The sequence below is a fragment of the Erythrobacter colymbi genome, from assembly GCF_002155685.1.
GTDB lineage: Bacteria > Pseudomonadota > Alphaproteobacteria > Sphingomonadales > Sphingomonadaceae > Erythrobacter > Erythrobacter colymbi.
In genome coordinates, this window is record NZ_MUYK01000006.1 from 190,310 (window position 1) to 204,230 (window position 13,921).

The following is a 13,921-nucleotide window of genomic DNA, read 5'->3' on the forward strand; positions in this document are numbered from 1 at the left end:
CGCCCGGCCGGTTCAGCCGCCGCGCAGCTCGTCCATGATCCGGCAGCGGTGCTGCACCCGTCCATCCTTCAGCAGCTCGGCGACGGGAGCCGCGCAACGCCGCCGCCAGTTCGGATGGACGTCGACCGTGCCGGGCAGGTTGGGCTGCTCCTCCTCTCCCAGCATGTCCTCGAGCGAGACCAGCGCGATGGCGGACGGCGTGCGGGCGATGTGGGCGATGGCCGCATCGACCACCGGCTGCGGGTCGTCCGGTGCGGGTCGGGGGCGGGTGTGATCGAGCGTCGACCACAGGAGCCCGCGGTCCCATTCACGGATCGATTCCGCCTCGGCGCGGGTCACGCCCTCCGGCAGGCGGCCGAGCTCTTCTGCCCAGTCGAGGTCACGCCCGCGCCACCAGCCGGCGACTGTGACGGTGTCATGCGTCCCGCTCATCGCGGCGCTGAGGGGTTCGTAGTCGCCTGCGCCGATGAAGCCGTGATCGGCAGCGCGCTCGAACCACAGCACCCGCATTCCGAGCATCGCCCGCGCGGTGACAGCGCCGGTGAAGCCATAGGGCGCGGTGCCGAGGTCCTCGGCGATGATGAAGGCGCCTGCGCGATGCGCTTCCAGGGTGGCGAGGCGGATCAGGTCTTCGAAGGGGTAGGCAAGGTACGCACCGTCCGCGGTCGCTCCGCCTTCGGGGATCACCCAGAGGCGGGCAAGGCCGAAGGCGTGGTCGATCCTGAGGCCGCCGCCACTCGCGAGGCCTGCGCGGATCATCGCGATCCATGGTGCGTAGCCGGTGGTGCGCAGGCCATCGGGGGAGAAGCCGGTGATCGACCAGTTCTGCCCCAGCGGCCCGAGCGGATCGGGCGGTGCGCCGATGGTGAGGCCATCGAGCATCGCATGGCGCAGCGACCACGCGTCGCTGCCTGACGGATCGACCCCCACGGCGAGGTCGCCGATCAGGCCGATTGCCATGCCGGCCTCCTTCGCGGCAATCTGGGCAGCTTCGAGGCCTTGGCGGGCGAGGTTCTGGACGAAGAGGTGGAAGGCGAGTTCTTCGGGATGTTTGCCCGCGAAGCGCATGGCATCTTTGCCCTCGGGGTCCCTGTAGGATTCGGGCCAGTCGCGCCAGCCGTGGGCGCCGGTCGCGGCGCGGAAGTGGCAGTCGAGCGCGTCGAACAGCGCGTGGCGGCGCAGGTTGGGGTCTTCGGCTGCCGTCAGCGCCGCGCGGCGGGCGGGGTCGAGCCCGTCGAACACCGCGCGCAGCTCGGCCAGCCGCCGCGGCAGCGCTTCGGCCCAGTCGATCAGCGGCGGCCCTTCCCCGGCCGGCAGCGGCGGCAGGTCCGCCAGCGCCGGATCGGCGAGCGCGCCGTTCAGGAACAGGCGGCTCGAGGGCGAATAGGGGCTGTAGCCCTTGCCGTGCCCGGGAAACAGCGCGTGGACCGGGTTGATCGCCAGCGCGTCCGCCCCTGCCGCACCCAAGGCCCGCGCCGCCTCCGCCAGCTCGCCGAAGGTGCCGAAGGGTGACGGGCGCGCGCCCTTGAGCGACGGAATTTGCACGGAAACACCCCAAGGTCGACCCGTGCCCCGCCCGCGGCCCTGCGCAGGCAGCGGGCACCGCGGCGGCGCGACCGCCAGCCGCAGCGCGCGGCCATCCAGCACCAGATCGTAATAGCCCGGCGCATCGGGCAGGGTCAGCCGGTCGCCCTCCACCGCCAGCAAGAAGGCCTTGCCATCCTCGCCCGCCGCCTCGGCACGGGCCACCGCAAAGGGAAGCGTGACGATCGCCCCGCAATCGCCCACCAGCATCGCCGGAAGCGCCCCGCGCCGTTCGGCGATGGCGGCGAGGCTGCCCGCAATCTGGCGCTCGTTCGCGGTCTCGTGCCCGAGCGCCGTCAGCACCGCCACCAGCGCGGCATCGCTCACCACCTGATGGCAGCCTTCCACATCGGTCCATTCGCGGGCCACCCCCGCAGCCTGCGCCAGCGCGTGCAGTTGCTCCATCGCCGCCTCCCCGGGCCGTTTCACCCGCCCGGCATCGGGTGCGCGGCCGCATCTGGCAAGCCCGCGCGCGCGCCGGGGCCCACAAATCGGCATGAATAGGAATGTCAGGCCACATCTGCGATTGCTGCCATGCGGCGCACCTGATTAGTGTGCAGAGCATTGCCGGGGGGCAAAGGGTGATGGCGTGGGATCCGCCGGACACGATCCCCCCGCAGGTTCAACCAAGGAGTGTGGCCCGCGTGACCAACCGCCCCGAAGGCAAGTCGCAGGATCTCGATGCGCGCATCATGGGTGCGCTGCGACACCGCGTCGGCAAGACCGAGAAGGCCGCCAAGCCGCATGACTGGTACGAGGCGAGCGTGCTCGCTTTGCGCGACGATATCATCGACCGCTGGTTCGCCTCGACCTCCGCCGCGCACGAGACCGGGGCCAAGCGCGTCTATTACCTCAGTCTCGAATTCCTGATCGGCCGCTTGCTGCGCGATGCCTTGTCCAACCTCGGCGTCACCCGCGAGATGGAGCAGGCGCTGCGCGAACACGGCCTCGATCTGGCGCGGCTCGAAGAGCTCGAACCCGATGCCGCGCTCGGCAATGGCGGGCTGGGGCGGCTGGCGGCGTGCTTCATGGAAAGCCTCGCCAGCCTCGACATTCCCGCCTTCGGCTATGGCATCCGCTACATCAACGGCATGTTCCGCCAGCGCATCGACGATGGCTGGCAGGTCGAGCTGCCCGAAACCTGGCTCGCCCACGGCAATCCGTGGGAGTTCGAGCGGCGCGAGAGTTCCTATCTGGTCGGCTTCGGCGGCGAAGTGACGAGCGATCAGGGCGTGATCCGCTGGAGCCCGGCCGAGAAGATCGAGGCGACCGCGGTCGATACCCCGGTGGTCGGCTGGCAGGGCAAGCGCGTGAACACGCTGCGGCTGTGGACCGCCAACGCGCTCGATCCGATCCAGCTGGCCGCCTTCAACGCGGGCGACCACGCCGGCGCGCTCGCCGCGCAGGTGCGCGCCGATACGCTGGTGCGGGTGCTCTATCCCGCCGATTCCACCCCCGCCGGGCAGGAGCTGCGGCTGCGGCAGGAGTTCTTCTTCTCCAGCGCCTCCATTCAGGACATCGTGCGCCGCCACGTCCAGTATTACGGCGACGTGCGCACGCTGCCCGACAAGGCGGCGATCCAATTGAACGACACGCACCCCTCGGTCGCGGTGGCCGAGCTGATGCGCATCCTGACCGACGATCATCACCTCACCTTCGACGAGGCATGGGACGTCACCCGCGCGACCATCGCCTACACCAACCACACCCTTCTGCCCGAAGCGCTCGAAAGCTGGCCGCTGCCGCTGTTCGAACGCCTGCTGCCGCGCCACATGCAGATCGTCTATGCGATCAACGCCAAGGTACTGCGCGAGGCGCGGCGGGCAGGGATGGACGATGCCGCCATCGCCGCGATCTCGCTGATCGACGAGCATGGCGAGCGCCGCGTGCGCATGGCGAACCTCGCCTTTGTGGGCGCGCATTCGATCAACGGCGTGGCGGCGCTCCACACGGGCCTGATGAAGGAGACGGTGTTCGCCGATCTCCACAAGCTCTATCCCGACCGCATCAACAACAAGACCAACGGCGTCACCCCGCGCCGCTGGCTGCACCAGTCGAACCCGCGCCTGACGGGTCTGGTGCGCGAGGCGATCGGTGACGGCTTCATCGCCGATGCCGAAAAGCTCGCCGATCTCGCGGCGATGGCAGGCGATGCGGCGCTCGGCGAGCGGGTCGACGAGGTGAAGCGTGCCAACAAGGTCGATCTGTCGAACCACCTGCGCGAGCTGACGGGCCTGCGGCTCGATCCCGACGCGCTGTTCGATGTGCAGATCAAGCGCATCCACGAATACAAGCGCCAGCTTCTGAATCTGATCGAGACTGTCGCGCTCTACGACCAGATCCGCAGCCATCCCGAACGCGACTGGGTGCCGCGGGTGAAGATCTTCGGCGGCAAGGCCGCGCCGACCTATCACAACGCCAAGCTCATCATCAAACTCGCCAACGACATCGCGCGGCGGATCAATTCCGATCCCTCTGTGGGCGAGGTGCTGAAGGTGCTGTTCGTTCCCAATTACAACGTCAGCTTGGCCGAGCGGATCATTCCGGCGGCCGATTTGTCCGAGCAGATCTCGACCGCAGGGATGGAAGCCTCGGGCACGGGGAACATGAAGTTCGCCTTCAACGGGGCGCTGACCATCGGGACGCTCGACGGGGCGAATATCGAGATCATGGAGCACGTGGGGCGCGAGAACATCGTGATCTTCGGCCTCACCGCCGAGGAAGTCGCGGCCAAGCGCGCCGAGGGCTACAATCCCCGCGAAGTGATCGAGGGCAGCCGCGAGCTGTGCCAGGCGGTGCGCTCGATCGCGAGCGGGGTGTTCAGCCCCGATGAGCCCACCCGCTATCAGGGCCTCATGGACGCGCTCTACAATTCCGACTGGTTCATGGTCGCTGCCGACTTCGACGCCTATGCCGCCGCCCAGCGCGATGTCGATGCGCGGTGGGAGGATCGCGCGGCGTGGCGCAAGTCGGCGATCATGAACATCGCCAATGTCGGCTGGTTCTCGTCCGATCGCACCATCGGCGAATATGCGCGCGAGATCTGGGGTGTGAAGTGAAGCCGCCAGTGGAGGCCATCGCCGCGTTGCTGGACGGGTCGCACGCCGACCCGTTCTCGCTGCTCGGCCCGCATGATGGCCCTGAAGGCACCTTCGCCCGCGCGATCCTGCATGGGGCGGAAGAGGCCGAGGCGTTCTCGCTGAAGGGCGGCAGGCTCGGGCGGATGACGCGGGTGGATGGCCCGCTGTTCGAGGGCAAGCTCAGGGGCAAGCCCAAGCCGGTGCGCTATCGCTGCCGGGGGAACGGTGCGGAGTGGTGGGTGACCGACCCCTATTCCTTCGGTCCGGTGCTGGGGCCGCTGGACGATTTCCTGATCGCCGAGGGCACCCATTTCCGCCTGTTCGACAAGATGGGCGCGCATGTGATCGCGCACGAGGGCGCGAGCGGGGTCCACTTCGCGGTCTGGGCGCCGAATGCGCGCGGGGTGAACCTCGTCGGCGATTTCAACGGCTGGAACCCTGCCGCGCACATGATGCGCCGCCGTGTGGACATCGGGGTGTGGGAGATCTTCATCCCCGACATCGGCGAGGGCGCGGCCTACAAGTATCGCATCACCGGCCCGGACGGCACGGTGCAGCCGCTGAAGGCCGATCCCTTCGCCTTCGCGAGCGAGCTGCGCCCCAAGACGGCGAGCATCGTCGCCAAGCCCGGCAAGCGCGAATGGGGCGACGCGGCCCACCGCGAGCACTGGGCGAATGTCGATCCGCGGCGCGAGGCGATCTCCATCTACGAAGTCCACCCCGGCTCGTGGCAGCGGGCCGACAATGGCTGGTTCCTGACCTGGGACGAAATGGCCGCGCGGCTGATCCCCTATGTCACCGCAATGGGCTTCACCCATATCGAGTTCCTGCCGGTCTCCGAGCATCCCTATGACCCGAGCTGGGGCTACCAGACCACCGGGCTCTACGCCCCCTCGGCCCGCTTCGGCGATGTGGAGGGATTTGCGAGGCTGGTCGATGGCGCCCACCGCGCCGGGATCGGCGTGCTGATCGACTGGGTGCCCGCGCACTTCCCCGTCGACGAGCACGGCCTCGCCCGCTTCGACGGCACCGCACTCTACGAACACGAAGACCCGCGCCTTGGCTTCCACCCCGACTGGAACACCGCGATCTACAATTTCGGCCGGCGGGAGGTGCGCAGCTTCCTCGTCAACAACGCGCTGTTCTGGGCCGAGCAGTACCATGTCGACGGGCTGCGCGTGGATGCGGTCGCCTCGATGCTCTACCGCGATTACTCGCGCAAGGCAGACGAGTGGATCCCCAATGCCGAAGGCGGACGCGAAAACTGGGAGGCGGTGGAGTTCATGCGCGCCACCAACAAGGCGCTCTACGGCACCCACGCAGGCGTGATGACCATCGCCGAGGAATCGACCTCGTGGCCCGGCGTCTCGCAGCCCGCCTTCGACGAGGGCCCGCGCACGGCCCTGGGCTTCGGGTTCAAGTGGAACATGGGCTTCATGCACGACACGCTCCAGTACATGGCGCGTGATCCGATCCACCGGAAATACCACCACAACGAGATCACCTTCGGCCTCGTCTATGCCTTCTCGGAGAACTTCGTCCTCCCGCTGAGCCATGACGAGGTGGTGCACGGCAAGGGCACGATCCTCGGCAAGATGAGCGGGGACGACTGGCAGCAATTCGCGAACCTTCGCGCCTATTACGCGATGATGTGGGGGTACCCGGGCAAGAAGCTCCTGTTCATGGGCCAGGAATTCGCCCAGCGCCGCGAATGGAGCGAGGAGCGTAGCCTCGACTGGGAGCTGATGGACGCGCCCGCCCACCGCGGCGTCGCCGACCTCGTCCGTGACTTGAACCGCCTCTACCGCACCACCCCCGCGCTCCACGCGCGCGATTGCGAGGGCGAGGGATTCGAGTGGCTGATCGCCGACGATGCCGACAACTCCGTCTTCGCCTGGCTCCGCAAGGCACCGGGCGAAGCACCCGTGGCGGTCATCGCCAACATGACGCCCGCGCTCCACACGCACTACCGCGTGCCCCTGCCGCATGACGGGGTGTGGGCCGAGGTGCTGAACAGCGACGCGGCCCTCTATGGCGGCAGCGGGCAGGGCAACATGGGGCAGGTCACGGCGACCGATGGCGCAGGCCATATCGTGCTGCCGCCACTCGCCACGATAATGCTGCAATTCCAAGGCTAGAAACCAAAAACAATCCATCCGGGGAGATAATGGGATGATCGAGAGGACGTCTGGGAGACCGCTGGCGCGTGACGCGATGGCCTATGTGCTGGCAGGCGGGCGCGGCAGCCGGCTGATGGAGCTGACCGACCGCCGCGCCAAGCCCGCGGTCTATTTCGGCGGCAAGTCGCGCATCATCGACTTCGCGCTGTCGAACGCGATCAACTCCGGCATCCGCCGCATCGGGGTGGCGACGCAGTACAAGGCGCACTCGCTGATCCGCCATATGCAGCGCGCGTGGACCTTCCTGCGGCCCGAACGTAACGAGAGCTTCGACATCCTGCCCGCGAGCCAGCGCGTGTCGGAAAACCAGTGGTACGAAGGCACGGCCGATGCGGTGTTCCAGAACATGGACATCATCGCCAGCCTCGCGCCCAAATACATGGTGATCCTGGCGGGCGACCACATCTACAAGATGGACTACGAATTGATGCTCCAGCAGCACGTCAATTCGGGCGCGGACGTCACCGTCGGCTGCCTCGTCGTGCCGCGGATGGAGGCGACCGGCTTCGGCGTGATGCAGGTCGACGCGAACGACACCATCACCGCCTTCGTCGAAAAGCCCAAGGACCCGCCGGGTATCCCGGGCAACGAGGGCATGGCGCTCGCCTCGATGGGGATCTACGTCTTCAACACAGATTTCCTGTTCGAACAGCTGCGCCGCGACGCCGACGATCCCGCATCCAAGCGCGATTTCGGCGGGGACATCATCCCCTACATCGTCAAGCACGGCAAAGCGGTCGCGCACCGCTTCACCAATTCCTGCATCCGCGCCGCGGAAGAGATCGAGGAATACTGGCGCGATGTGGGCACGCTCGATGCCTATTTCGAAGCGAACCTCGACCTCACCGACACGGTGCCCAAGCTCAACCTCTATGACCGCGACTGGCCGATCTGGACCGATGCCGTCGTCGCTGCGCCTGCCAAGTTCGTCCACGACGAGGACGGGCGGCGCGGCTTCGCCGTCTCCTCGCTGGTTTCGGGGGACTGCATCATCTCCGGCTCCGAAGTGCGCCGCAGCCTGCTGTTTACGGGCGTGAAGATCGGCTCCTATTCCAACGTCAAGGAAGCGGTGATCCTGCCCTATTGCAATGTCGGGCGCGGGGCGCGCCTCAACAAGGTGATCATCGATTCCGGCGTCCGCATCCCCGAAGGGATGGTGATCGGCGAGGACCCGGAACTCGACGCGCGCCGTTTCCGCGTGTCGGAAAAGGGCGTGGTGCTGGTCACCCGCGACATGATGGCGCGCCTCAAACTGTGAGCCTGAAGGTTCTCTCGGTCGCTTCGGAAGCCGCTCCGCTGGTCAAGACCGGCGGGCTGGCCGATGTGGCAGGCGCGCTGCCTGCGGCGCTGGCGGCGCAGGGCGTGGAGGTGACGACCTTCCTCCCCGGCTATCCGGCGGTGCTGGCGAAGCTCGGCAAGACGCGCGCGGTGCACAAGTGGGACGCGCTGCTCGGCACGCCGGCGCGGCTGCTTGCGGGCAAGCTGGGAGAGCATCCGCTGCTGGTGCTCGATGCGCCGGCGCTCTTCGCCCGCGAGGGCGGACCCTATGCCGACGCTGCGGGGCGCGACTGGGACGACAACTGGCGGCGCTTCGCCGCCTTCGCCCGCGCTGCGGCGGACATTGGCGGCGGGGCGGTGAAGGGGCGCAGCTTCGATCTCGTCCACGCGCATGACTGGCAGGCCGGCATGGTGCCCGCCTATCTGCGCCTCGCACCGCTGGCGGGTGGGCGCGGGGTGCCGAGCATCATCACGATCCACAACATGGCCTTCCAGGGCTATTTCCCCGCCGACATCTTCCCGCAGCTCGGCCTGCCCGCTTCGGCATGGACGGTCGACGGGGTCGAAAGCTACGGCGGGGTCGGCTTCCTCAAGGCCGGGATGCAGCTTGCCGATGCGATTACCACGGTGAGCCCGACCTATGCGGGCGAAATCCGCTCGGTTGAGTTCGGCATGGGGCTGGAGGGGCTGATCCTCGCTCGCTCGAACCGGGTGCATGGCATCTTGAACGGCATCGACACCGCCGAATGGAGCCCCGCGACCGACCCGCATCTCGCCGCGCGCTACACCGCCGGAAAGCTGGCGGCGCGGGCGAAGAACAAGCGCGCGCTGGAACAGGCCTTCGGGCTCGACCGCGACGATGGGCCGCTATTCATCGTCGTCAGTCGGCTAACGTGGCAAAAGGGCATGGATGTGCTCGCCGAGGTGCTCGATCACCTCGTCGGCATTGGCGGGCGGCTCGCGCTGCTGGGCTCGGGCGATGGCGAGCTCGAAGCGCGCTTCCTCGCCGCCGCCGCGCGCCATCCGGGCCGTGTCGGGGTGCGCATCGGCTATGACGAGGCACTCTCGCACCGTCTGCAAGGCGGGGGCGATGCGATCCTGATCCCGAGCCGCTTCGAGCCTTGCGGTCTGACCCAGCTTTACGGTCTCGCTTACGGCTGCGTGCCGGTTGTCTCGCGCACCGGCGGGCTTGCCGACACGGTGATCGACGCCAACCCCGCCGCACTCGCCGCGGGGGTGGCGACGGGCCTCCAGATCAACGCCGTCAACCCGGCCGCGCTGGCGAGCGGGATCAGCCGTGCGGTCGCGCTCTACCACCAGCCCGGCGCATGGAAGCGGCTCCAGACAAACGGGATGAAGGCGGATTTCTCATGGGGTGCGAGCGGCGCGGCCTATGCCGGGCTCTACCGCCAATTGATCGGGGAACAGGGATGATCACGACTGTCGCCACCACGCCCTTCGACGGCCAGAAGCCCGGCACATCGGGCCTGCGCAAGAAGGTTCGGGTGTTCCAGCAGGCGAACTATGCCGAGAATTTCATCCAGTCCGTCTTCGACGTGGCCGAGCGGGCGCCCGCATCGACGCTGGTGATCGGCGGCGACGGGCGCTTCCACAACCGCACCGTCATCGCCCGCGCGATCCGCATGGCGGCGGCGAACGGCTATGCCCGCGTGCTGGTGGGGCAGGGCGGCATCCTCTCGACCCCTGCGGCGAGCCACGTGATCCGCAAATATGGCGCATCCGGCGGATTGATCCTCTCGGCCAGCCACAACCCCGGCGGGCCGGACGAGGATTTCGGCATCAAGTACAACATCGCCAATGGCGGCCCCGCGCCCGAGGCGGTGACCGAGGCGATCCACGCCCGCACGCAGACCATCGACCGCTGGCTGATGGTGGACGGCGGCGAGGATGTCGATCTCGATTGCCTCGGCACCTCGCAGGTGGGGGACATGGTGGTCGAAGTGATCGATCCCGTCGCCGACTATGCCGACCTGATGGAAGAGCTGTTCGATTTCGACGCGATCCGCACCGCGGCGGGGCACGGGCTCTCGGTCGCCTTCGACGCGATGCACGCGGTGACTGGGCCCTATGCCCACGAGATTCTCGAACGCCGGCTCGGCTTTCCCGCAGGGACGGTCCACAACGGCACGCCGCTCGAGGATTTCGGCGAGCACCATCCCGACCCCAACCTCGTCCATGCCCGCGTGCTCTACGATCTGATGATGTCGCCCGATGCCCCTGCGCTGGGCGCGGCGTCGGACGGGGACCGCAACCTCATCATCGGCAAGGGCGTCTTCATCACGCCTTCGGATTCGCTGGCGATGCTGGCGGCGGACGCGCATCTGGCGCCTGCCTATGCGGGGGGGCTCAAGGGTATCGCCCGCTCGATGCCGACCAGCGCCGCCGCCGACCGCGTGGCCGAGGCGCTCGGCATCCCGCTGTGGGAGACGCCGACGGGGTGGAAGTTCTTCGGCACGCTGCTCGATGCCGGAAAGGCCACGATCTGCGGCGAGGAAAGCGCAGGGACCGGCAGCGATCACGTGCGCGAGAAGGACGGGCTGTGGGCGGTGCTGCTGTGGCTCAACATCCTCGCCGTGACGGGCAAGCCGGTGATGCAAATCGCGGCCGAGCACTGGGCGCGCTTCGGGCGCAACTACTACGCGCGCCACGATTACGAGGCGATCGCCACCGACAAGGCGGGCGCGCTGATGGCGGCGCTCGAGGCCTCGCTTGGCGCGCTGCCCGGACAGAGCTTCGGCCCGCTGACGGTCAGCGCCGCCGACCAGTTCGCCTATACCGATCCGGTCGATGGCTCGGAAAGCCGCAATCAGGGCGTGCGGGTGATGTTCGCCTGCGGATCGCGGATCGTGTTCCGCCTGTCGGGCACGGGCACGGAAGGGGCGACGCTGCGGGTCTATCTCGAACGCTACGAGGGGCCTGACGGGCGGCTGGCGGAAGAGACGCCGGCGATGCTCGCCGATCTTGTCGCCGCCGCCGAGGCCATCGCGGGGATCGCCGCGCACACCGGCCGCACCGCGCCCGATGTGGTGACGTGACCACCAGCCCCGTTCGTGTCGAGCGAAGTCGAGACACAATCAGGAAGGGCCTCTCGACTTCGCTCGAGGCGAACGGAGGTGGCGTTGGAACTCGGTAGCCACGTAAATCAGGGCGTCACCCGCTTCGCGGTACGCGCGCCGCTCGCCGAGGCGCTCGAACTCTGCCTGTTCGAAGGCGAGGTCGAGACCCGCTATGCCATGACCCGCAATGGCGAGGTGTGGGTGGCCGAACTGCCCGGCGACCTCGCAGGCACCCGCTACGGCTACCGCGCCCACGGCATCTACGCGCCGGAGCAGAACCTGTGGTTCGATCCCGCCAAGCTGCTGGTCGACCCCTACGCGCTCACCCTCGACCGCCGCTTCGTCCAGCACCCGCGCCTTGCCGCTTACGGCGAGGATACCGCCGATCTCGTCCCCCGAGCCATCGTGCCCGCGCCGCTGCCGCAAGTCCCGCCCGCGCCGCCGCGGTTCCAGCGCGGCGGGCTGATCTACGAGCTCAACGTCGCGGGGCTGACCGCGCTCCACCCCGAGGTGCCGCCCGCGCAGCGCGGCACCATCGCCGCGCTCGCCCACCCCGCAGTGATCGCGCACCTCCGCAAGCTCCACGTCAGCGCGGTCGAGCTGATGCCGGTCGTCGCCTGGATCGACGAGCGCCATCTTCCCCCGCTCGGCCTTGCCAACCACTGGGGCTACAATCCGGTGGCGATGATGGCGCTCGATCCCGGCCTCTGCCCCGACGGCGTGGCCGAGTTGCGCGAGACCGTCGCGGCGCTGCACGAGGCGGGGATCGGCGTGATCCTCGACCTCGTCTTCAACCACTCGGGCGAGAGCGACGTTCACGGCGGCACGCTCAGCTTGCGCGGGCTCGACCCCGCCGCCTATGCCCGCGCGCCCGACGGCAGCCTCATCAACGACACCGGCTGCGGCAACACGCTCGACTTCGCCAACACTGCCGTCCGCCGGCTGATGATCGACACCCTCGCCCATTTCGTGCGCCATTGCGGGATCGACGGCTTCCGCTTCGACCTCGCCCCCGTGATCGCTCGCGGCCCCGGCTTCGATCCCCGTGCCCCGATCTTCGCCGAGCTCGCCGCCGAACCCTGCCTCGCCGACCGCGTCATGATCGCCGAGCCGTGGGACATCGGCTCGGGCGGCTACCAGCTCGGGAATTTCCCGCCAAACTGGCTCGAATGGAACGACCGCTACCGCGACGACGTGCGCCGCTTCTGGAAGGGCGAGGCGACCATCGGCACGCTCGCCACCCGCATCGCCGGGTCCTCCGATGTGTTCGGCGCCGACTGCCGCAGTATCAATTTCCTCGCCGCGCATGACGGCTTCACACTCGCCGACACTGTTGCCTACGAGAAGCGCCACAACCATGCCAATGGCGAGGACAATCGCGACGGGCATGGCGAGAACCACTCGTGGAATTGCGGAACCGAAGGCCCGAGCGACGATCCCGCCATCCGCGCCCGCCGCGCCGCAGACCTGCGCGCCATGCTCGGGACGCTGTTCGCCTCGACCGGCACGATCATGCTCACCGCGGGCGACGAATGCGGCCGCAGCCAGCATGGCAACAACAACGCCTATTGCCAGTTCATGCCCGTGGACTGGGAGGGGCGGGACACGGCGCTGGAGGACGACGTCGCGGCCATGTCCGCCGCGCGCGCCCGCCGCCTTTCCGGCTTCACCCGCTTTCCCGAAGGCGGCCGCTGGCTCTCGCTCGAGGGCGCGGCCCTGACCCCTGTGGAATGGGAGAACCCCGCCACGCCGGGCTTCGTCCACCAGCCCCCGTCAGGCGACTGGCCCGTGGTCCGTGTCGACCGCGAGAGCCGCAGCGCCGCCGCGATCGCCTAGGCCCTTACCCGAAAACCGCCACGCATTGCAGCCCGTCGAGCACCTGCCGCCCGTCGGCGTCCCACATCCTGAGGCGCTCCGAGGAATAGCCCGCGTCGGCGTGCTGGCTGGCGTTCTCGGCGAGATACCAGCCATCGCGCGATCGGCTCTCGGGATCGAGCACGTTGAAAGACCAGTTGATCGAGCTGATCGGCCCCTGCCGCTGCATCGCCCGCATCGCGCCGGGCGGCATCACGTCGCCCATCAGCACCAGCTTGGAGACCGGATCGAGATCATGCGCCTCGGTCAGCCGCGCCCAGCGCCGCACGGTCGCGCCGCGGTCCGCGCCCTTGATCTGGCCGTGCCGCAGCTCGAAATTCTTGGCGACGAAGGCGGGCGCGAACTGGTGGGTGACGACCTCGTTCTCCTCCGGCGCACCGGGCCAGCCTTCGGGCATGCCGGAAGGGTGGACGGCATTCGCCTCGCGACCCTCGCCGAACAGCCAGAAGGCGCTGAGCGCCACGCGGCCCTCGCACAGGATCTCGCTGCGCAGCTGCGTGACGTTGCGGCCCTGCCGGACGATCTCGGCGCGCAATTCGATCTCCTCGCCCACCGGCGCGACGAAGGCGACCTGCCCGGCCCGCAGCGGCGGAAGTCCGGGAAAGGCCCGCACCGCCATCGTATAGGCCACCAGGGCCGAGGCGCCGCCATAGAGCGTGCGGCCCTGCATCCAGTCCGAGGCATGGGCAAGGCGGGCTGGGCCGGGCTGGCCGGTTACGGGTTCGAGCAGGCTGGCGATAGTCATGCCCCCTGCCATGCCGCGCCGGTGGTGGCTCGTCCAGACTGACGTTGCGTAAAGGGGGACCGTCTTTGCGGGCCACCTTCGGTGGCGCAGACCCCCCGCCCC

General features: G+C 68.5%; 8 protein-coding genes. 6 read left to right on the forward strand and 2 right to left on the reverse strand.

What is annotated here, in order from left to right:
* Positions 1-12: 12 nt before the first annotated feature.
* Complete coding sequence (gene malQ / locus BZF57_RS13845; RefSeq protein ID WP_240505991.1) at positions 13-2,013, reverse strand: 4-alpha-glucanotransferase; 2,001 nt, start codon at positions 2,011-2,013, stop codon at positions 13-15.
* A 155-nt stretch (positions 2,014-2,168) separates the two neighbouring features.
* Between malQ and BZF57_RS13850 the strand changes: the two genes are divergently transcribed.
* The 6 genes from BZF57_RS13850 (at position 2,169) to glgX (ending at position 13,035) form a co-directional block, all read left to right on the forward strand.
* Positions 2,169-4,643, forward strand: coding sequence for a glycogen/starch/alpha-glucan phosphorylase (locus BZF57_RS13850; RefSeq protein WP_086738943.1), 2,475 nt, complete (start codon positions 2,169-2,171; stop codon positions 4,641-4,643).
* On the forward strand, positions 4,640-6,802 hold the full coding sequence (gene glgB / locus BZF57_RS13855) for a 1,4-alpha-glucan branching protein GlgB (protein ID WP_086738945.1): 2,163 nt from the start codon (positions 4,640-4,642) through the stop codon (positions 6,800-6,802). The genes BZF57_RS13850 and glgB overlap by 4 nt, the downstream gene beginning before the upstream one ends.
* A gap of 34 nt (positions 6,803-6,836) precedes the next feature.
* On the forward strand, positions 6,837-8,102 hold the full coding sequence (gene glgC / locus BZF57_RS13860; protein ID WP_086738947.1) for a glucose-1-phosphate adenylyltransferase: 1,266 nt from the start codon (positions 6,837-6,839) through the stop codon (positions 8,100-8,102).
* Positions 8,099-9,556, forward strand: a complete 1,458-nt coding sequence (glgA, locus tag BZF57_RS13865) for a glycogen synthase GlgA (protein WP_086738949.1) — start codon at positions 8,099-8,101, stop codon at positions 9,554-9,556. The genes glgC and glgA overlap by 4 nt, the downstream gene beginning before the upstream one ends.
* On the forward strand, positions 9,553-11,178 hold the full coding sequence (locus BZF57_RS13870; protein WP_086738951.1) for an alpha-D-glucose phosphate-specific phosphoglucomutase: 1,626 nt from the start codon (positions 9,553-9,555) through the stop codon (positions 11,176-11,178). The genes glgA and BZF57_RS13870 overlap by 4 nt, the downstream gene beginning before the upstream one ends.
* 78 nt (positions 11,179-11,256) lie before the next feature.
* Entirely contained in the window at positions 11,257-13,035 is a 1,779-nt protein-coding gene (gene glgX, locus BZF57_RS13875) for a glycogen debranching protein GlgX (RefSeq protein ID WP_086738953.1), read from the forward strand.
* A gap of 4 nt (positions 13,036-13,039) precedes the next feature.
* On the opposite strand, the gene BZF57_RS13880 is transcribed toward glgX, so the two are convergent.
* Positions 13,040-13,819, reverse strand: a complete 780-nt coding sequence (locus tag BZF57_RS13880; protein ID WP_086738955.1) for an acyl-CoA thioesterase — start codon at positions 13,817-13,819, stop codon at positions 13,040-13,042.
* Positions 13,820-13,921 lie beyond the last annotated feature (102 nt).

Bases quoted from the DNA above. Each gene is read 5' to 3' on its own strand.
- BZF57_RS13870 (WP_086738951.1), top strand. From the start codon at position 9,553: ATGATCACGACTGTCGCCACCACGCCCTTCGACGGCCAGAAGCCCGGC.
- BZF57_RS13880 (WP_086738955.1), bottom strand. From the start codon at position 13,819: ATGACTATCGCCAGCCTGCTCGAACCCGTAACCGGCCAGCCCGGCCCA.
- BZF57_RS13850 (WP_086738943.1), top strand. From the start codon at position 2,169: ATGGCGTGGGATCCGCCGGACACGATCCCCCCGCAGGTTCAACCAAGG.
- glgC (WP_086738947.1), top strand. From the start codon at position 6,837: ATGATCGAGAGGACGTCTGGGAGACCGCTGGCGCGTGACGCGATGGCC.